Below are 20,096 nucleotides of genomic sequence, written 5' to 3' on the forward strand. Positions count from 1 at the left end.
CCCCGACCGGTTCCGTACGTGCGCAATAGACCGGGTCATTTGCTTTCCGCCTGTTTCAGCTCCAGTACTTCTTTAGGCGTGACCATGTCGCCCTTGTTGTTGCCCCAGGCATTACGTTCATAGGTCACGACTGCCGCGATATCGACTTCCGAGAGTTGCTTGCCGAACGCCGCCATGGCGGTGCCGGGCTTGCCGTGGAAGACCAGGCTCAGGTGAGCCTCTTTTGGCCCGGTGGCGATTTTCGAGCCCTTGAGCGCCGGGAACATCGGCGGCAGGCCCTGGCCTTCGGCCTGGTGACAGGCCACGCAGGTGGTGTGATAGACCTTGTCGCCGCGATCCTTGAGTTCATCGAGCGTCCATTCCTTGCTGGTCAGCTCTTTGAGCTGCGCGGCCTCGACCTTGCGATCGGCCAGCCATTTTTCGTAATCGGCCTTTTCCTTGACCTCGACCACCGTCGGCATGAAGCCGTGATCCTTGCCGCACAACTCGGCGCACTGGCCACGGTAGATGCCGGGCTTGTCGATGCGGGTCCAGGCCTCATTGACGAACCCGGGAATCGCATCGCGCTTGACCGCGAAAGCCGGCACCCACCAGGAGTGGATCACGTCGGCGGAGGTCACCAGGAAGCGCACCTTGGTGCCGACCGGCAGCACCAATGGCTTGTCGACTTCAAGCAGGTAGTGCTCGCTCTTGGTTTCCTTGTTGTGGATTTGATCCTGGGGGGTGGTCAGGTTGCTGAAGAACTCGACGTCCTGGCCCAGGTATTTGTAATGCCACTTCCACTGGTAGCCGGTGATCTGTATATCGATCTCCGGCTCGCTGGCGTCGTACATCTTGATCAGGGTTGCGGTAGCGGGAACCGCCATGGCCACCAGGATCAGGAAGGGCACGATGGTCCAGAGGATTTCGACGGTGGTGCTTTCATGAAATTTGGCGGCCACCTGCCCGGTCGAGCGGCGGTGGAGAATCATCGACCAGAACATGGCACCAAAAACGATGATGCCGATCACCACACAGATCCAGAAAATGGTCATGTGCAGGTCGAATACTGCGTGACTGATTTCAGTCGCTCCAGGCGCCATATTCACAGTCCAGGCCGCTTGCGCCTGACTGAAAATCGACCACAACAGGAGGCCCATCCAGACATGTGGATGTCGCATCATTGCGGGTTCCCCTTATCGTTCTTGTTATCCCGCCGGCTTTCACCTGCGGCAAGGGAGCGGCTGCATCAGACTACGAACTTGAATCGCCGGGCCTTGCTGCACATGCAGTCGGGCGTCATCAGCTAGCTCCATTCCAACCCGAGTATAGACAGCACCTCTGACCTCGCAATGCGAAGGCGTAAATCATCTGAGACAGCATTAACTTGCTTTGCAAGGCACGAATGGAGAAGGATGCAGACGAGTGGTGGCTAATCGATATAACGGGGCCGTCTCAAGGATGAAATAATTATGACAAATGCGTCTTAGCATTTTTCATAAGCCAGCTAAGTTATGTCTTCCCTATTTCATTGCCTTGTTTCCTGGAGTTTTCATGAACACCGCCGCATTGCGCGAGCAGATCCAAAAAGCCCAACAACATGAAGCCGAGACCGGCCTGCTGACGCGTCAGCTGGAAAGTAAACTGCCTCATCTACACCCGGCGATCCAGTTGCCGGAGACCGATACCAACGGCGTACTGACGCGATTTGTCGCCGCCTACATCGAAGAAGTGCCTGATCTGCTGGATGCAGCCAATGAAGTCGCCAGGGAAGCGGGCATTGAGTCACAGATCAAACCGGTGCTGGAAATCGCCGAGCAGTACTTCCTCCAGCCGCCAGCCATCATGGACGGCCACGTCGGGCTCGACAGCCTGCTGGATGAAGCCTATCTGGCGCACCGGTTTGTCGAAGAGGTGAACGACCTGTACATCAAGCATTTCGGCCAGCCACTGATCCCCTTGGACATGACTGTCGCCAACCTGATTGCTCACCAATTGATCGGTGAGGAGTTTGCCAACCAACTGGACGAAGTAGTGCATCACGCCATCGACGAGATGCTCAATGACGAAAGCTTCGCGCTGGAGTCGGTGGAAGCCTACCGTGAAAAGCTCAACAGCCCGGACACCGGCGCCGCGTGGAAACGCTGGCCGTGCATGTCCCGCCGTTTGGGTGTGGGCCTGGAACTGGATCAGCCGGCAGCTTGATCCAGAGCTCAACACAGTACCTGTAGGAGCGAGCCTGCTCGCGATTCAGTCGACGCGGTTTGTCAGGCAGACCGCGTTATCGTTCATCGCAAGCAGGCTCGCTCCCACAAAGGACTGTCGTTAAACCACTGTCGAACCGACGCCGGTATTCGTCCGCACCCGCCCCTCGAGCCTGCGCTTCAACCCCCGCGATTCAATCAACAGCTTCGAACCCTTGGCCGCATTCGCCCGCCCCCATTCCTCCAGCAGTTCCAGACACGAGTGATCGATGTAGCTCAAATTGTTGAGTGGCACATGCACTGTTGTGCCCGGCGCAATGCTGCCCAGCACCTGGGTCAGCGCCGGCACTTTGAGGAAGGTCGCCGCGCCCACCAGGCGCAATTCCATTTGCCCTTCCTGAGGCAGGTCGATCAGGCTGATTTTCAAGCGCGAGGCTTTAAGCGCCAGCTTCACCAGCGTCAGACCGAAGCCAATCAACACGCCAGTCAGCAGGTCCGTGAAAACGATGGCGAGCGCGGTTGCCGCGTAAGTGAACATCGGCGCCCGACCATATCGGCCCAAACCACGGAAGACCTTGAGATCCACCAGTTTGAAACCGGTGTACACCAGCACGCCCGCCAGGCTCGCCACCGGAATGCTTTGCAGCACGCTGGACAGCAACAGCACGAACGCCAACAACCACAGGCCGTGGAAAATGGTCGAAAACCGCGTGGTTGCTCCGGCCTGAACGTTCGCCGAGCTGCGCACGATAACGCCGGTCATCGGCAACGCCCCTAGCAGGCCACACAGCATGTTGCCGACACCTTGCGCCGACAATTCCCGGTCGAAGTCCGAGCGCTGACCACTGTGCATGCGATCAACCGCGGCGGCTGAGAGCAAGGTTTCGGCGCTGGCGATGAATGCCACGGCAAACGCCGCGATCAGCAAGGTCGGATCAGCCAGGTTGAGCAGATCCGCTGGCTTCAGCCAGTCGATGGCCTCCGTCAGGTTGGCCGGCACCTCAACCCGTTTGACCTGCAATGCCAACACCAGGCTGGCAAGCGTGGCCAGACCGACGCCGAGTAGCGCGCCGGGAATGAAGCGCAGGGATTGCGGACGGAATTTCTCCCACAGCCACATGACGGCGATCGTCGACAAACCGAGTAAACCGGCTTGCCAGCCAAACGTGGGCAACGCCTGAGCTAGCGCTGCCGGGAAAGCTGCCAGGTTATCCAGGCCCGAGGGCTTGGGCACGGCATCAAGCATTACATGCACCTGAGACAGCACGATCAACACGCCAATCCCGGCCAGCATGCCGTACACCACCGCAGGCGCCGTCACCCGAAACCAGCAGCCCAGCTTCAATCGGCCAGCAACCAGTTGCAGCAAACCCGCCAGCAACAGAATCGGCCCGAGCATGGCGATGCCATGCTGGCGGACCAACTCGAATACCAGAACGGCCAGGCCCGCCGCCGGGCCGCTGACTTGCAGTGGCGAACCGGCCAACCAGCCGACCACCAGACCACCGATGATGCCGGTGATCAGACCCTTGGCCGGCGGCAGCCCCGAGGCAATCGCGATGCCCATGCACAGGGGCAGGGCGACCAGAAAAACAACCACCGAAGCCAGCAGCTCCCGTGGCAGAACAGCTTTGAGTCGAGCAGCACGCATGGTGAATCTCCCGAAGTTTTCTTCAGGCATGGCAAAGCCAGGCTGCCTGAACGGCAGCCTCGGATGAACCACACAACGATTTAGGAGGGTTTAGAAGCGCGCTTTGGGCGTCGCCACAGGAATCGGCAGGCTGCCATTGAGCGGCAGGAAACAGCCTCGATCGGCGTCGTACGCTTTGATTTCGCTGGTTTCGATGTTGTAGACCCAGCCGTGGATAAACAGCTGACCGTTGGCCATGCGCGAGGCCACCGACGGATGGGTGCGCAGATGCTGCAATTGGGCGATCACGTTCTCTTCGGTGAGGATGTGCATGCTTTCGCTTTCGCTGGAGCAGTTGCAGTTCTCCTGCACCATGGTTTTGGCCACTTCGGCATGACGCAGCCAGGCTTTGACCGTGGGCATTTTTTCCAGACTGTCCGGGTTGAGCACCGCACGCATCGCGCCGCAGTCGGAATGCCCGCAAATGATGATGTGATGCACGCCGAGGGCCAGCACGGCGTACTCGATAGCCGTGGAAACACCGCCGTTCATTTGCCCGTAAGGCGGCACAACATTGCCGACGTTGCGAGTCACGAACAGATCGCCTGGGGAGCTTTGAGTGATTAATTCAGGAACAATGCGCGAATCGGCGCAGGCAATGAACATCGCTCGCGGCCGCTGGGCCGTGGCGAGTTTCTTGAAGAGCTCTTCCTGCTGGGGAAAGACCTCATGATGAAAATGCAAAAAGCCGTCAACGATGTGCTGCAACGCTGCATCGGCGGTTTCCGTCTCGGGTTGGGCTGAAGCCGACGCAGCCAACGGCTGTTTATCCTTGTCACTCATCAATTCATCCTCATTGGCGGGCTCAGGGAGTCATCCCGTGTGTTCCGGGGGTGATGCCAGTGGCTGGTTAAAAAACATCCAGGCCAAACATCTCGACCCATCAGTCACTCGATGAACAAGGTAGCGGCCGAATCTTAATTGAAACTGAATAAAACGCTCTAGGACGCGTGTTCCAGGTCACAAAAAACGTGACCAGCCTAAGGCGTGAGCGCGATCTTCAGTACTCAACCATAGGCCAATTGTCCTCAAATCAACGACATTTGGCGACCGGGCGGACAAAAGGCTTCGCAGTCCAGATTGAACCCCTCCCGGTGATTGAGCCCCAGCCGTTTGATCGCTTTGGCAAAGCGCTGCGCCAGCAGGTCCGCAAACGGGCCTTCACCGCGCATCCGCGCACCAAAGCGGCTGTCATAAAGCTCGCCGCCACGGCTCTGGCGAATCAGGCTCAGCACATGCGCCGCCCGTTGAGGGTAGTGGGCCGCCAGCCATTCCTCGAACAGGGGCGCCACTTCAAGTGGCAAGCGCAGCATCATGTAAGCGGCGCTCTGTGCCCCGACCGCATGGGCCTCGGTGAGCAGGTTTTCGAGTTCGCTGTCGTTGATCATCGGAATCATCGGTGAACACAGCACGCCCACCGGGATGCCTGCATCGCGCATGACCCTGATCGCCCGCAACCGGGCCTTGGGCGCTGCGGCGCGCGGTTCGAGGATGCGCTTGAGTTCGTCGTCCAGGGTGGTCAGGCTGATCATTACCGCAACCAGTCTTTGGCTGGCAAGCTCGGTCAGCAAGTCCAGGTCGCGAAGAATCAGCGATCCCTTGGTAACGATGGTTACCGGATGGCGGTAGCGCAGCAACACTTCGAGGGTTCGGCGGGTGATTTGGTATTCACGCTCAATCGGTTGATACGGGTCGGTGTTGGAACCCAGATTGATCGGTGCGCATTGATAACCACGTTTGGACAGTTGCTCTTCCAGCACATCCACGGCATTGGTCTTGGCGATCAGTTTCGTCTCGAAATCCTGCCCCGGCGACATGTCCCAATAGGCGTGACTGGGGCGCGCATAGCAATAAATGCAACCGTGCTCGCAGCCGCGATAGGGATTGATCGAGCGATCGAAGGGCAAGTCCGGCGACGTGTTGCGGGTAATGATGGTTTTCGCCGTTTCGATGCGCACCTCGGTGCCCTGTGTGAGCGGTACTTCCTGGTACCAGCCGTCGTCCTCAACCACCGAATGGCTGGGGGCAAAACGGTTGTGCGGGTTGGTTGCGGTGCCGCGGCCGCGAGGGGGTAGTGAAGTGGTCATCGACGGACCCTCTTGACTGTATATTCATACAGTACACGAAAGCGTCGCTAGCGCCCAGTACCGTTCGGCCTGCGATTCGATGGCAGATCGCTCAGCTGATAATTAACACGCCAGCCGCAAACTAACGAAACATATAGCGCGTGGCTGAATTCAATACCAAATCGTATATTCACCTCTCCTGCAACGCCACCTACACCTAACCAATAAAAGGATTTATTGATGTCTTTTTTTAATCAGCGCGGTATCTTCCTCCAACTGATGCAACCGAGCCTTTCGGAGCCCAATACAGTTGTTTCTCTGCAACTGGCACGCAAGGAACTAAGCTGGGATGCCGATAACGAAAAGCAAGTTGAAGCACTGGTGGATTCGGTTTTTTTCAATGCCGTTTCCTCTGACGGCGGTAATTCTTTCAGCATCAGGGTCGTTGGAAAGGATGTAGACGGTGACGGTGACGTCGATGCCGACGACAAAGCCAAGCTACAGGCGCTGGCAAAGGCTTATGCCAGTATCGTCAATCCCTGAGCCCTGACTTTTCAATCACTGGAAAGCGCTATTGCCGAATGCATGCGGGCTCCCGCATGCATTCCAGGCAGCCACGAGGATAAAAATGTCCACGCCCATAAAAACCGGTGCTTATCTACAACAAATAAAAACGCCGGAAGATGTGCAGGTAGTTATCAAGCTAATAAGGGCAGGCGAGTATCTGAACAAAACAATGGGGCAGTTCGCTGATGCTCTCGCGACTGCTCCATCCGTGACACTCCATATAAAAGACGACGGTAAAACTTTAAAGCTCGATTTTGACCCGTGGTCCGACATTAATGTTACCCCAGACAATAGTATCGACGAAAAGGACAATGCAGCTCTTACGGAGCTTGCACTCGCTTTTTATCATCAACAAATAATTGCTCCTGAGGGCATAGCGTATCTTTATCGTCTTCCCGCTGAACCACCCGAGCTTCGAGTAGATGTTGAGGTCTTCGACATTGATGAAGAGGATCACCAACTGTATAGCCTCGGTGTGTACGAGACCAAATCTGCGGACTCCGGCTCGCCTTTTGAAGGAAGTGAGCGCAACCCTGAAACTGGACAGGTGTTTGACTATGGGACCGCACTGAACGAGTTGCTCAAAACATTCATCAAACTGAAACTGTAACCCGAGCGCGGACTTCACGATTCTTTGACGGTCCGCTCACAGGCCTTTGACCGTGCATGACTAATCCTTGCCACCATCTTCCCGTCCCTTTCTGAACGGTCGCTCAAGCATGCCTTTACCACGTTTTTTATCTGCAATATGCCTGTCGCTGGTCGCACTCGTTAACCTGACATCGGCACTTGCTGACGACAGTGTGATGCACCGTCCGGCAGACTGGGCTCAACCGGTAGAGAAGCAATACAACCTCTTCCAGATGTCGCCGACGCTCTATCGCAGCGCCTTGCCGGACAAGGGGGCGGTGCCGCTGCTGGAGACACTCAAGGTCGGGACGGTGATCAACTTCCTGCCTGAAGCGGACTCCAGTTGGTTGTCTACGCCAGGCATCACTCAAGTACAACTGCCTTATCGCACCAACCATGTGGATGACGCCGATGTACTCAAGGCCTTGCGCGCCATCAAGTCTGCCGAAGCCAAAGGCCCGGTGCTGATGCATTGCAAACACGGCTCCGACCGTACCGGCCTGATGGCAGCCATGTACCGGGTTGTCATCCAGGGCTGGACCAAGGAAGAGGCCCTGAACGAAATGACCCAGGGCGGCTTTGGTGACAGTACCCACTTCAAGGACGGCATCCGCTACATGATGCAGGCCGACGTCGAAAAACTGCGCACGGCCCTGGCCAATGGCGATTGCAGCACCAGCCCGTTCGCCACGTGCTCGATGAAGAGCTGGTTCAAGTCCGCCCATATTGAATAAAAAAAGCCCCCGTTGCATGGCGCAAGGGGGCTTTTTTTCACTCAGTGCTGTTCGTCCGGCTTTTTCTTCAGTTTCGGGTTCGGGAAGAACTGAACCGCCTGAACCTTGGTGTCGGCTGGTTTGAGTGCGCTGGTATTAACCCGCGTACCCAACTCCTTGGGCACCGATAGCCCTTGTTCATTGAGCGTGTCGGAGTAACCGCAGGCCACGCACTCACGGTGCGGGACCTGGTCTTCATTCCACATCATCAATTTGTCCGGCTCGCTGCATGCCGGGCAGACCGCCCCGGCGATAAAGCGTTTTTTCGTAATCACAGGTCCCTCACTCATGCTGCTGCGCCCTCACTCAGGCCGCTGTGGCGCAAGAGTGCGTCAATCGATGGCTCACGGCCACGGAAGTCGACGAACAACACCATAGGCTCCTGGGAACCGCCGCGTGCCAGGATCGCTTCACGGAAGGCGCGACCGGTGTCGGCATTGAGCACACCTTCTTCTTCGAACTTCGAGAACGCATCGGCCGACAGCACTTCAGCCCATTTGTAGCTGTAATAACCCGCGGCATAACCACCGGCGAAGATATGCGCAAAGCTGTTGGGGAAACGGTTGTAGGCCGGTGGTCGCATCACCGAAACCTCGTCGCGCACGCCTTCGAGCACTTGCAGCACGCTGCGGCCGTCGCCGTGGGTGGCGTGCAGTTCGAAGTCGAACAGCGAGAACTCCAGTTGGCGCACCATCATCAGGCCGGACTGGAAGTTTTTCGCCGCGAGCATTTTCTGCAGCAGGTCCTGCGGCAGTGGTTCGCCGGTTTCATAATGACCGGAAATCAGCGCCAGACCTTCCGGCTCCCAGCACCAGTTTTCCATGAACTGGCTTGGCAGTTCGACCGCATCCCAGGCCACGCCGTTGATGCCGGACACGCCAGCATGCTCGACGCGGGTCAGCAGATGATGCAGGCCGTGACCGAATTCATGGAACAGGGTGGTGACTTCGTCATGGGTCAGCAGCGCAGGCTTGCCGCTGTCGGCCGGGGTGAAGTTGCACACCAGGTTCGCCACCGGGCTTTGCAGCACGCCGCCAGCCGTGCGGCGACGGTCGCGGGCGCCATCCATCCAGGCACCGCCGCGCTTGTTGGCGCGAGCGTACAGGTCGAAGAAGAAGCGACCGACGTGCTGGCCGTTTTCCTTGATTTCAAACAGGCGGACATCCGGGTGCCAGGTGTCGAAGCCTTTGAGCTCGGCGATTTCGATGCCGTACAGGCGCTGAACAATGGCAAATAGACCACTCAACACCTTGTCGATCGGGAAGTAGGCGCGCAGGGCTTCCTGGGCCACGCTGTAACGCTGCTCACGGAGTTTTTCACCGTAGAAACCGCTGTCCCAACTCTGCAGATCCGGGCAGCCTTGTTCGGCGGCGTAAGCCTTGAGCTGCTCCAGATCCTGGGCGGCGAACGGCTTGCTGCGCTTGGCCAGATCGCGCAGGAAACTCAGTACCTGATCGCTGGATTCGGCCATTTTGGTCGCCAGGCTCAGCTCGGAGAAACTGCTGAAACCCAAGAGTTTTGCCAGTTCCTGACGCAGGTCGAGGATTTCTTCCATGACCGGGCCGTTATCGTTCTGGCCGGCATTCGGGCCTTGGTCCGACGCACGGGTGCAGTACGCCGCGTAAACTTCTTCACGCAATGCGCGGTCCTGGGCGTAGGTCATCACCGCGTAATAGCTCGGGAATTCCAGCGTGATCAGCCAGCCATCCAGGTCCTTCGCCTGGGCCGCGGCGGCCATTTGCGCCTTGGCGGAATCCGTCAGGCCGGCGAGGGCGGCTTCATCGGTGATGTGTTTCGTCCACGCCTGAGTGGCGTCGAGTAACTGGTTGGAGAAACGGCTGCCCAGCTCGGACAGCTTGCTTTGCACTTCGGCGTAACGCTTCTGCTCGGCTTCCGGCAGGTCGATACCCGACAGACGGAAGTCACGCAGGGAGTGTTCCAGGATAGTTTTCTGCGCCACCTCGAAACCGGCCGCTTCCGGGCTACTGGCCAGGGCTTCGAAGGCCTGGAACAGTTCGCGGTTCTGGCCCAGCTCGGTGGAGTAGGCGCTCAAGGCCGGCAGGCACGACTCGTAGGCTTCACGCAGTTCGGCGCTGTTGCACACGGCATTGAGGTGGCTGACCGGGCTCCAGGCGGCGCCCAGGCGATCGTTGAGCTCGTCCATCGCCAGCACCAGGCCGGCCCACGTTGGCTGTTTGGCCTGGGTCTTGAGGATCTCGACGATGGCGGCACGGTTGTCAGCCAGGATCTGTTCAATGGCCGGTTGTACGTGTTCGGCGCGGATGGCGGAGAACGGCGGCAGGTCGTAGGACTGCAAAAGAGGGTTGTTCACGCTCACGGTTGATACCTTGGCTGGAGAAACATGCAGTCATCTTAATTACAATCGACGCTCACCGCAGCTATCAGCAACAGAGAGAAACCCTATCGTGAACCTTCGCAAGTATCAGAACCACACGCCACTGCTGGGTAAAGGCGCTTTTGTCGACGGCTCGGCGGTGGTGATCGGCGACGTTGAAATTGGCGAAGACAGCTCCATCTGGCCGCTGACAGTGATTCGTGGCGACATGCACCGCATCCGCATCGGCGCGCGCACCAGCGTGCAGGATGGCTGCGTGTTGCACATCACCCACGCCGGGCCGTTCAACCCGGATGGCTTTCCATTGCTGATCGGCGATGACGTGACCATCGCCCACAAGGTCATGCTGCATGGTTGTTCGGTAGGCAGCCGAGTGTTGATCGGCATGGGCAGCATCGTCATGGACGGCGCGGTCGTCGACGATGATGTGATCATCGGTGCCGGCAGCCTGGTGCCGCCGGGCAAGCATTTGCAAAGCGGCTTCCTGTATGTGGGCAGCCCGGTGAAGCAGATCCGCCCGCTGACCGACAAGGAGCGCGCCTTTTTCACCTACAGCGCAGCGAACTACGTGAAGCTCAAGGACCTGCATCTGGCCGAAGGTTACGACCAGCTTTGACCCGGCACTCTTATTCAGGATTCAACATGCATTACCAAACCGTTTTGTTCGACCTCGATGGCACCCTGACCGACCCACGCGAAGGCATCACCCGCTCTATTCAATTTGCCTTGAGCAAACTAGGGATCGAAGAGCCGGACCTGAGCAAGCTCGAACACTTCATTGGCCCGCCGCTGTTGCAGGCGTTCATGCAGTTCTACGATTTCGACGAGCCGAAGGCGTGGGAGGCGGTGAATTTCTACCGCGAGCGCTTCAAGGTCACCGGACTCTACGAAAACCGGGTGTTCGATGGTGTCACGCCGTTGCTGGAAACCCTGAGCGGGCAAGGCCGACAGCTGTATATTGCGACCTCGAAGCCGTGGGTGTTCGCCCGGGAAATCGCCCGGCATTTCGACTTTGCCAAACACTTCAAGGTGATTTACGGCAGCGAACTGGATGGCACCCGGACCAACAAGGTCGAGCTGATTGCTCACCTGATGGCCGAAGAAAACCTGGACCCGGCCAACACCCTGATGATCGGCGACCGCAAGCACGACCTGATCGGCGCACGCAGCAACGGGCTGGACGCGGCAGCGGTGGGTTACGGGTTCGGCAGCCACGAAGAGTTGAGCGCCGAAGCGCCGGCGTATCATTTTGAAACGCTGGTTGAACTGCATCAGGCGTTTTTGCAGAGCTGATACGGCCGACACAAATCAACTGTGGGAGCGAGCTTGCTCGCGATAGCGGTGTGTCAGGCACATTGATTGTGAATGTACCTCAGTCATCGCGAGCAAGCTCGCTCCCACAGGGGACTGCGCAGGCTTTCAAGGTCTGGGTGACGGCGCCAGCCTCTGCCCTTGCTCAACCGCCCAGTTCACCACCTGCGTGGTCAACTGATCGTTCGCCTGACCGAACCCGACCACCACAGCCGGGACCTGCACATCGCTGAGTGGCTGGCGCACTTCAAAGCGGCGGCTGGCGAGGATGCGCTGGTCGTAACTGCGCACCAGCAATGCATCCAGACGCACGACCGTGCTGGCATTCGTGCCCTGGTATTCAGTCTGGAACGCCTGCAGGCTGCCGCCCAATTCAAGATCGGTCTGGAAAATGCTGTCATCGGTGCTCAGCAACGGCACCCGTCCGTCATGCTGGAAACCTTCCAGCAGGCGATTGCGCACCAGCACCGGCGTCGGGTCGCTCCAGCGTGAACCCTTGTAGTGGCTGATCACATCGCCCTGAGGAATCACGGCAATATTCGGACTGTTCAACGCTTCGCTGGACTGGAACTTGCTCAGGCGCAGCGACCAGCGCTGCGGCGTGCCATGGCTGGCCGATGCGCTCTGAGCCGACGGCAATCGATAGACTTCGAAGGGCTCGGGCTTGGGCAGGATCGAGCACGAACTGATCAGCGTGAAGCCAGCGAAGAGGGCAATCCGAATCAGCTTCATGGCGTGAATTCCTTGGTCTTTTCACTGCCCAGCAGGTAACCGCTGGGGTTGGCTTCCAGGCGTGTGGTAATGGTGCGCAACGAACTCAGGGTTTCGCGCATCTCACGCACCGCCGGGCCCAGGCCATTGAGGCCTTGCATGCCGCTGTTGAGAGAATCCTGATTGGCGGTGATCAGTTTGTTGAGGGTGCCACTGCTCTCCTGCAGCGACTTCATCGCCTGCTCGGCGCTGCCCAGCGCTTCCTTGCCATGTTCGTTGAGCAGCCCGTTGGCATTGCGCATCAACGCCGTGGTCTGCTCCAGCATGGTGTTGGCCTGCTTGCCCACCGAGGCCAGTTGCTGCATGGCCTGGCGGATATCGCCGCGCTGCTCGGCAATGGTCCCGGTGGTTTGCTCCAGATGCTCCAGGGTGTTGCTGATGCGCTCGATGTTTTCCGTGGAGAACATCAGGTTGGCGTTATGCATCAGCGTGGTCACCCCGGCCATCAGGTCCTCGCTGTCATTGAGCAGGCGGGCGATGGGCGAGGGCAAGGCGATAATGGTCGGCAGGTTGCCGTCCTTGCCCTTGAGCGTCGGGCTCTGAGGCGTGCCGCCACTGAGCTGGATGATCGAGGTCCCGGTGACCCCGGTCAGGGCCAGCTTGGCATTGGTGTCTTCCTTGACCGGGGTATCGCCGGCCAGGCGAATTCGCGCCAGTACCCGGCGCGGGTCTTTCGGGTCCAGGCGCAGCGAGATCACGTCGCCGACCTTGATCCCGCTGTACTGCACCGAACTGCCCTTGGACAAACCGCTGACGGCCTCGTTGAACACGACTTCGTAGTCCTTGAACTCGGTGTCGACACTGGACTTGGCCAGCCACAGGCCGAACAGCAGCGCGGCCGTCACCACAATCACCGTGAACAGGCCGATCAATACATGATGGGCTCGGGTTTCCATGTCAGACCTCGTTGAGCTGTTGGGCGGCCGTCAATGCCGCGCGGCCACGAGGGCCATGGAAGTATTCGTGAATCCACGCATCGTTGGTTTCCGACACCTTGTCGATGGCGTCCGCCACCAGCACTTTTTTCTGCGCCAGCACCGCCACCCGGTCAGTGATGGTGTAGAGCGTGTCGAGGTCGTGAGTCACCAGAAAGACACTCAGGCCCAGAGCATCGCGCAGGGTCAGGATCAATTGGTCGAACGCAGCGGCACCGATCGGATCGAGGCCGGCGGTGGGCTCGTCGAGAAACAGGATGTCCGGATCCAGCGCCAATGCCCGGGCCAGCGCGGCACGCTTGATCATGCCACCGGACAGCGACGAGGGATACTTCTCCGCCGCCGACAGCGGCAACCCGGCCAGGGCCATTTTCACCGCTGCCAGGTGCTCGGCGTCGTTGCGGCTCAAGCCGGCGTGTTCGATCAGCGGCAGGGCGACGTTCTCGGTTACGGTCAGCGAAGAGAACAGCGCGCCTTTCTGGAACAGCACGCCGAATCGCCGCTCCACCAGCGAACGCTCGTGTTCGGACAAGGACGGCAGGTTTTTCCCGAAGACTTTCACCACGCCTTCGCTGGGCTGGCGCAGCCCGACAATGCTGCGCAGCAGTACCGATTTGCCGCTGCCGGAGCCGCCGACCACGGCGAGGATCTCGCCTTTGTACAAGTCCAGGTCGAGGTTCTCGTGCACGCTCTGGYGGCCAAAGCGGTTGCACAGTCCACGGACTTCAATCACCGCCTCGGAGGGCGCACGGGGGACACGACTCACCAACCCATCTCCATGAAAAACATCGCGGCTATCGCATCCATCACGATCACCACGAAAATCGACTGCACCACGCTCGACGTGGTGTGGGCGCCGACGGACTCGGCGCTGCCACTGACCTTGAAGCCTTCAAGACAACCGATGGCAGCGATAAGGAAGGCGAAGACCGGTGCTTTGACGATCCCCACCAGAAAGTGCTGAACGCCGATGTCCGTTTGCAGTAGCGACAGGAACATCGCCGGCGAGATATCCAGCGCCAGCGCGCAGACCACGGCACCGCCGATAATCCCCGACAGCATCGCCAGGAAGGTCAGCATCGGCAGGGCGATCAGCAACGCCAGGACCCGCGGCACCACCAGCAACTCCACGGGATCGAGACCCAGGGTGCGGATGGCGTCGATTTCCTCGTTGGCCTTCATCGAACCGATTTGCGCCGTGAACGCACTGGCGGTGCGCCCGGCCATCAGGATCGCAGTCAGCAACACACCGAACTCGCGCAGGAAGGCAAACCCCACCAGGTCCACGGTGAAGACGGTGGCGCCGAAAGTGGCCAGCACCGTCGACCCGAGAAACGCCACCACGGCGCCCACCAGAAAAGTCAGCAACGCAACGATGGGGGCGGCGTCGAGACCGGTCTGTTCGATATGGGCGATCATCGGTGTGACGCGCCAGCGCTTGGGACGGAACAGGCCGCGGACGATGGTTTCGATGATCAGGCCGACGAAACCCAGCAGTTGCAGGGTGTCCTGCCAGACGATGTCCACAGCGCGACCAATGCGGGTCAGCAACTGAATGGTAACGCTGACTTCCGGCTCCTTGATCGGTATGCAGAAATCGGTCAACGAGCAGTAGACGGTTTGCAGCAACGCCCGATCGGCGGCGCAGAGTGTGCAATCAGGATGTTCGGCGGAGCGGCCAATGCGCTCGGAGCCGAGCAGCTCTACCAATAGCGAGGCGCCGGCGGTGTCGAGGGCGCCGAGACCGTTGAGATCGATGGGGGTGTTGRCGTCGTACTGGCCGTGGAGCTTTTCGCTCAACAGTTTGAGGTCAGCGTAATGGGTAAGCGTCCAGTCGCCCGTCACCCGCAACCGCGCAGGGGTAAGCGACGTGTCTAATCGGGCGTTGCCGGCCATCGTGCTGCTGATCATAAGCTCCGTGCTTGTTCAGTGATTACGCAGCCTACGTAATAGCACGAACCGGATTACTTTTCTTTGATCGCTGTGCTGTCCGTGACTTTGAAGCGCAGCACGCCGATGACCTGGCCATCTTCGGTCAGCACCCGAACCTGCCATTTGCCAGCCGGGTTGCCCGGGAAATTCTGCTTGTGGGTCCAGGCCCGGTAACCTTCCTTGCGCCCGCCGTGAATATCCAGAGGAATGCGGTCGACCTCTTTACCGTTGAACTGCCAGACGTGATAAATCCGCTCGTCCAGGCCACGCGGGGCGTTGATCGCGGTGTACGCGTAGAGCCCGCCATTGCGTATCTGTTCGGCACTGACTTCTTCGAGGCTGGCACCAGGCGTGCGGTCCTGCATTTGCGTGCTGATGGCCACGTCGGTCATCCACAGCGTCGCCGGCGGCACCCACGAGCGCAGCTCCCAACCAACGACGCCAATGCCCAGGGTGATACTCAAAATCGCCAACGCACTGCGTATGGTACGAATCGGGAAGATCGACGCCAGGCTCGGAAACGACAACAGCACCGAGATGCCCAGCGCCCATTTGAAACTTTGTGCGGTGGTCAGGTGCATGATCACCGGCAACGCAGTGAGCAGGGCGGCGAACAGGGTCAGGGTGTGCAGGGCCAGAAACGCCCAGCGCCGTGGCGCCAGCCACTTGTAGTAGAGCGGGTCGATGATCGAAATCAGCGCCGCGACGCCCAGCAGCCCGGTGAAAACCAGCTGGCCGCTGTTCCACGTCGTGGTGATGAAGAAGAACGGCAGGACAAAGAACAGGCTTTCCTGATGGATCATCTGCGTTGCGTAACGCAGCAAGGGTTCCGGTATTTCGCGCTTGAAAATGCGCGTGAACAGCTTGGTCAGGCTGTTTTCCAGCATCAACCAGATCCAGCTGATCAGCATGATGGTGGTGATCCAGCTCGCCAGGCCTTGCTGGCGATCGACCAGAATGAAACTGCCCACCCCGGAGATGAAACCACAGAGCGCAATGACCCCAGGGTAGCGCTTCATCAATTCAAGGATGCGCTGTACGAAAAGGGTCAGGTTTTGCATTCGGCGGTTTCACAGTCGTCGTAGGAAAAAACCTCGACAGGGTACCGTTGGTGCGACTCTGTGGCGAGGGCTCACGGTCAGTTACACCGCGCACCTGTGGGAGCGAGCTTGCTCGCGATGAGGTCGGCACATCCAACATTTTTCGTCGGCTGACAATCCGCTATCGCGAGCAAGCTCGCTCCCACAGGTAACCGGCAAGGTCTATCAGTCCGTTGTCACATGGAATGGTTACTTCCTGCGATGCAAACGCCAGCCCACCAGCATCAACATGATCAAGCCCGCCCCCCCGACCGCCAACCACATCAACTGGTCATAGCTGAACAGCGGCTTCTCGATCCGCAAATACCCCGGCTGCAACAGCAGCTCACGCACGGCCTTGTTCGCCTCTTCCAGCGTCACCCCTTGCAGCTCACGGGCCGGGGCAGTGAAGCGGCCGTCCTCGTAATCACCGATGGCGCTCCAGTAGTAGTCGGCCAACGCGCTGTTGCCTTGTACGGCCCAGGCCTGACGGGCAATCGCGGCCTGTTTGAGGCGGTTGAAGGTGTCGGCATTGAGGCCGTCCTTGAGCAGTCCGGCCTTCAAGTCATCGAGCACTTGTTCGGCCGCGAGCACGTCGTCGCGTTCAAGGTCGGCATTGAGGCTCATGAAACCCACGCCGCCGAACACCTCGCGTTCCGCCCACGGGCCGTAGGACAAAGCGTGAGCCAGGCGCAGCTGCCGATAGAGCGCCCAATCCAGGTAGTCCTTGAGCAAATCGAAGGTTTGGTCGTGCCCGTCGTCCAGCACCGGCTCCGGCACCAGCCAGTGCAACTTGGCGCTGTTGCCGACCAGACCGTGGGTCAAGGTGCGCTCATGGGCGGCGCTGGCCTGGATTTGCGGCAGCGGCGGATGCTCGCCAGGCGTAATCGCGTCCAGCGCGCCGTACGCCCGCTCCAGATAGGCCGGCAGCAACTTGTCGAGGTCGCCGACCACGATCAGGGTCATGTTGTTCGGCGCATACCAGTCCTTGCGCACCTGCTCCAGTTGCTCATGGGTCAGATCATCGACTTGCGCACGCTCCGGGCACTTGAGGCCCAGCTCCACGGCCAGTTGGTTGCTAGCCGTGTGGCCGAGGTCCTGACGATCGAGCCAGCGTTGCAGGTGCGAGTAGTGGCCACCGTCTTCACGCTCGACCACTTGCTTGGCCGCGTGGATGGCGTTGTCGTCGAAACGGGTCTGGGTCAGCAGCGCCAGCAGCAGGTCGAGCACCTTGCGCTGGTTTTTCGCCGGCGCTTCGATGACGAAAGTCGTATCGGCATTGCTGGTGAAGGCGTTCCACTCACCGCCCAGGGCCTGCATGCGTTCTTCCAGGCCACCTTCGCCACTGGCGTCGATGCCGCTGAACAACAGGTGTTCCAGCAGATGCGGCAATTCCTTTTCTTCGCAATTGAAATCGTCCAGGCCAACGCCGACCACCAGCCGGATCGCCACATGCCCGCGGTCAGTGCCGGGTTTGAGTAGCAACTGCAAACCGTTGCGCAGGGTGTAGCCCTCGACCTGGAAGCGATCCAGGGCCAGCGACGGAAAAGAACCAAGCAACAGGCAGGCGAACAACAGGCAACGCATAACAAGCTTCCGTACGGCTAGCGTGAGTTCAACAGACTTCAAGTAACTGTGGACGTTCAGGGTGAATGCGTAATGTCAGTCAAATCGTCGACCACCAGCGCGCCGGTGTCTGATGTTTCCAGCACCACGTAGGCACTGCTGCAAAACAGCGAATTCAGACGCTTCATGTCGGCGATCAGCTCCAGGTGCAACGAACTGGTTTCGATACTCTGCACGATTTTACGTTGCAAACGGCTGACATGAGCATGGGCCAGGCGCCGCTCCTGTGCACGGAAACGACGTTTTTCACGCACCAACTGGCGAGCGCTTTCCGGGTCGGCGCTGAGAAACACCGACATCCCGAGTCGCAGGTTGGAAATCAACTGCGTCTGCAACCCGGTCAATTCGTCCAGCCCGACTTCGGAAAACGACCGGCGCTGCGAGGTTTTCTGCTGCTGGACCTTGCGCAGCATGCGTTCGATCAAATCGCTGGCGAGTTTCAGGTTGATCGCCAGTTCGATGATTTCCGCCCAGCGCCGACTGTCCTGATCGCTGAGATCTTCCCGGGGCATTTGCGCCAGATACAACTTGATCGCGCTGTAGAGCGCTTCGACATCGTCAGTCAGGCGGCGCATTTCCTGGGTGACGGCGGTTTGCTTGCCGCGCAACACGTCGAGCATGGCTTCGAGCATGTTGTCGATCAGGTCGCCCATGCGCAGGGTTTCCCGGGCCGCGTTGGCCAGCGCCAAACCGGGCGTGACCAACGCTGTGGGGTCAAGGTGCCGGGGCTTGGCCGTGCCGTTGGCCTGCAGGCGCTCCGGCAGTACCCAGGCACAAAATCTGGCCATCGGCCCGACACTGGGCAGCAGGATCAGACAGCGCACGGTGTTGTAGAGCAGGTGAAAGCCGATGACCATTTCCTGAGGGCTGAAGTCGAGGCCATCGAGCCAGCGCACCAGCGGATCAAGTACCGGAATGATCAATAAAAGACCAATCAGTTTGTACAGCAGGCTGCCCAGCGCCACTTGCCGCCCGGCGGCGTTCTGCATGCTGGTGCTGAGGAAGGCGAGTACGCCGCTGCCGATATTGGCGCCGATCACCAGCCCGATGGCCACCGGCAGGCTGATCACGTTGGCGCCCGCCAGAGTCGCGGTGAGCAACACTGCGGCCAGGCTGGAATAGGAAACCATCGCGAACAGCGCGCCGACCAGGGCGTCGAGCAGGAGGTCGCCGGTGAGCGAGGCGAAAATCACCTTCACCCCTTTGGCATGGGTAATCGGATGCGCGGCTTCGACAATCAGTTGCAGCGCCAGAATGATCAAGCCCAAGCCAATGGCGACACGGCCCATCTGCCCGAGTCGGGTCTGCTTGCGCGACAGAAAGAAAATCACCCCGGCAAAAATCAGCAGGGGCGACAACCACGACAGATCGAACGTCAGCACCCGCGCCATCAGGGCCGTACCGACATCGGCACCGAGCATGGTGACCAGTGCCGGGGTCAGCGCCATCAGGCCCTGGCCGACAAAGGAAGTGACCAGCATGGCGGTGGCGTTGCTGCTCTGGACCATCGCCGTCACGGCGATCCCGGAGACGAAAGCCAGCCAGCGGTTGGACATGTTATGGCTGATGACATGGCGCAAATTGGTGCCGTAGACCCGCAGGATGCCGGTTCGGACGATGTGCGTGCCCCAGATCAGCAGGGCCACGGCAGAAAGCAAATTGAGCAGGGTGAGCATAATGACCCCCTGTGGTGTAGCGCCCCAATGGAGCAAGTTGACGGTACCGCGCGACGTTCTACGTTCTGTACTTAAGCTGTAGTTGGCTAACGGTCTTCGCGCCAGCATCGCATAGCCAAAGAAGGGATTGAAACAAAACTGTCATGAAACCGTGTTCACGCAGGCATGCAAAAGGGGCCCGAAGGCCCCGATTTTATGTAGGAGCGAGCTTGCTCGCGATGGACTCGAGCGCTCCGTGTTTACCTCGTAAACACGCGTTTTCGTTAACGACCATCGCGAGCAAGCTCGCTCCTACATAAAATCGGGGCCTTCGGGCCCCTTTTGCATGCCTGCGTGAACACGGTTTCATGACAGTTTTGTTTCAATCCCTTCTTTGGCTATGCGATGCTGGCGCGAAGACCGTTAGCCAACTACAGCTTAAGTACAGAACGTAGAACGTCGCGCGGTACCGTCAACTTGCTCCATTGGGGCGCTACACCACAGGGGGTCATTATGCTCACC

The 20,096-nt window shown here is 59.3% G+C and carries 19 protein-coding genes; 6 read left to right on the forward strand and 13 right to left on the reverse strand.

Going from position 1 to position 20,096, the window contains the following annotated elements; translation table 11 throughout:
• Nucleotides 1–35: 35 nt before the first annotated feature.
• Nucleotides 36–1,163: a cytochrome c oxidase subunit II gene (gene coxB, locus AC1DVH_RS08735; RefSeq protein WP_477753439.1), complete on the reverse strand. Its 1,128-nt coding sequence runs from the start codon at nt 1,161–1,163 to the stop codon at nt 36–38.
• A 370-nt stretch (nt 1,164–1,533) separates the two neighbouring features.
• On the opposite strand from coxB, the gene AC1DVH_RS08740 reads away from it, so the two are divergent.
• Nucleotides 1,534–2,184 (forward strand): hypothetical protein, encoded by a 651-nt coding sequence (locus AC1DVH_RS08740; protein ID WP_477753440.1) that lies wholly within the window; start codon nt 1,534–1,536, stop codon nt 2,182–2,184.
• Between the two features lie 120 nt (nt 2,185–2,304).
• On the opposite strand, the gene AC1DVH_RS08745 is transcribed toward AC1DVH_RS08740, so the two are convergent.
• The 3 genes from AC1DVH_RS08745 to AC1DVH_RS08755 form a co-directional block, all read right to left on the reverse strand.
• Nucleotides 2,305–3,834: a SulP family inorganic anion transporter gene (locus AC1DVH_RS08745; RefSeq protein ID WP_477753441.1), complete on the reverse strand. Its 1,530-nt coding sequence runs from the start codon at nt 3,832–3,834 to the stop codon at nt 2,305–2,307.
• A 90-nt stretch (nt 3,835–3,924) separates the two neighbouring features.
• A complete protein-coding gene (locus AC1DVH_RS08750) occupies nt 3,925–4,656 on the reverse strand; it encodes a carbonic anhydrase (protein WP_477753442.1) in 732 nt (243 codons plus the stop codon).
• 245 nt (nt 4,657–4,901) lie between these two features.
• Entirely contained in the window at nt 4,902–5,960 is a 1,059-nt protein-coding gene (locus AC1DVH_RS08755) for a PA0069 family radical SAM protein (protein ID WP_477753443.1), read from the reverse strand.
• Between the two features lie 219 nt (nt 5,961–6,179).
• On the opposite strand from AC1DVH_RS08755, the gene AC1DVH_RS08760 reads away from it, so the two are divergent.
• The 3 genes from AC1DVH_RS08760 (at nt 6,180) to AC1DVH_RS08770 (ending at nt 7,870) form a co-directional block, all read left to right on the forward strand.
• Complete coding sequence (locus AC1DVH_RS08760; RefSeq protein ID WP_056726732.1) at nt 6,180–6,482, forward strand: hypothetical protein; 303 nt, start codon at nt 6,180–6,182, stop codon at nt 6,480–6,482.
• Nucleotides 6,483–6,567: 85 nt separating this feature from the next.
• A complete protein-coding gene (locus AC1DVH_RS08765) occupies nt 6,568–7,116 on the forward strand; it encodes a hypothetical protein (protein WP_477753444.1) in 549 nt (182 codons plus the stop codon).
• Between the two features lie 109 nt (nt 7,117–7,225).
• Nucleotides 7,226–7,870, forward strand: a complete 645-nt coding sequence (locus tag AC1DVH_RS08770) for a phosphatase domain-containing protein (RefSeq protein WP_477753445.1) — start codon at nt 7,226–7,228, stop codon at nt 7,868–7,870.
• A 41-nt stretch (nt 7,871–7,911) separates the two neighbouring features.
• Here the strand turns inward: AC1DVH_RS08770 and AC1DVH_RS08775 are convergent, their stop codons facing one another.
• Nucleotides 7,912–8,199: a YheV family putative zinc ribbon protein gene (locus AC1DVH_RS08775; RefSeq protein ID WP_008018424.1), complete on the reverse strand. Its 288-nt coding sequence runs from the start codon at nt 8,197–8,199 to the stop codon at nt 7,912–7,914.
• On the reverse strand, nt 8,196–10,247 hold the full coding sequence (gene prlC / locus AC1DVH_RS08780; RefSeq protein WP_477753446.1) for an oligopeptidase A: 2,052 nt from the start codon (nt 10,245–10,247) through the stop codon (nt 8,196–8,198). The genes AC1DVH_RS08775 and prlC overlap by 4 nt, the downstream gene beginning before the upstream one ends.
• An 88-nt stretch (nt 10,248–10,335) precedes the next feature.
• Between prlC and AC1DVH_RS08785 the strand changes: the two genes are divergently transcribed.
• Both AC1DVH_RS08785 and AC1DVH_RS08790 read left to right on the forward strand, forming a co-directional pair.
• Nucleotides 10,336–10,881, forward strand: a complete 546-nt coding sequence (locus AC1DVH_RS08785; protein ID WP_477753447.1) for a gamma carbonic anhydrase family protein — start codon at nt 10,336–10,338, stop codon at nt 10,879–10,881.
• Nucleotides 10,882–10,907: 26 nt separating this feature from the next.
• Nucleotides 10,908–11,558, forward strand: coding sequence for an HAD family hydrolase (locus AC1DVH_RS08790; protein ID WP_477753448.1), 651 nt, complete (start codon nt 10,908–10,910; stop codon nt 11,556–11,558).
• Between the two features lie 126 nt (nt 11,559–11,684).
• On the opposite strand, the gene AC1DVH_RS08795 is transcribed toward AC1DVH_RS08790, so the two are convergent.
• From AC1DVH_RS08795 to AC1DVH_RS08825, 7 genes are all read right to left on the reverse strand, one after another.
• The gene (locus AC1DVH_RS08795) at nt 11,685–12,308 is read right to left on the reverse strand and encodes an ABC-type transport auxiliary lipoprotein family protein (protein WP_477753449.1); all 624 of its coding nucleotides are present in this window, start codon (nt 12,306–12,308) and stop codon (nt 11,685–11,687) included.
• Nucleotides 12,305–13,243 (reverse strand): MlaD family protein, encoded by a 939-nt coding sequence (locus AC1DVH_RS08800; RefSeq protein ID WP_477753450.1) that lies wholly within the window; start codon nt 13,241–13,243, stop codon nt 12,305–12,307. The genes AC1DVH_RS08795 and AC1DVH_RS08800 overlap by 4 nt, the downstream gene beginning before the upstream one ends.
• A 1-nt stretch (nt 13,244) precedes the next feature.
• Nucleotides 13,245–14,048 carry an ABC transporter ATP-binding protein gene (locus tag AC1DVH_RS08805; RefSeq protein ID WP_477753451.1) on the reverse strand — a complete coding sequence of 268 codons (804 nt, stop codon included), beginning with the start codon at nt 14,046–14,048 and terminating at the stop codon, nt 13,245–13,247.
• Complete coding sequence (locus tag AC1DVH_RS08810) at nt 14,045–15,193, reverse strand: ABC transporter permease (protein WP_477753452.1); 1,149 nt, start codon at nt 15,191–15,193, stop codon at nt 14,045–14,047. The genes AC1DVH_RS08805 and AC1DVH_RS08810 overlap by 4 nt, the downstream gene beginning before the upstream one ends.
• Before the next feature lie 53 nt (nt 15,194–15,246).
• On the reverse strand, nt 15,247–16,275 hold the full coding sequence (locus tag AC1DVH_RS08815) for a DUF5924 family protein (protein ID WP_477753453.1): 1,029 nt from the start codon (nt 16,273–16,275) through the stop codon (nt 15,247–15,249).
• A gap of 228 nt (nt 16,276–16,503) precedes the next feature.
• Nucleotides 16,504–17,880 carry a M16 family metallopeptidase gene (locus tag AC1DVH_RS08820; protein WP_477753454.1) on the reverse strand — a complete coding sequence of 459 codons (1,377 nt, stop codon included), beginning with the start codon at nt 17,878–17,880 and terminating at the stop codon, nt 16,504–16,506.
• A 56-nt stretch (nt 17,881–17,936) separates the two neighbouring features.
• Nucleotides 17,937–19,595: a Na/Pi cotransporter family protein gene (locus AC1DVH_RS08825; RefSeq protein ID WP_477753455.1), complete on the reverse strand. Its 1,659-nt coding sequence runs from the start codon at nt 19,593–19,595 to the stop codon at nt 17,937–17,939.
• Between the last annotated feature and the right edge of the window lie 501 nt (nt 19,596–20,096).

Source organism: Pseudomonas sp. P4_C3 (assembly GCF_056402075.1).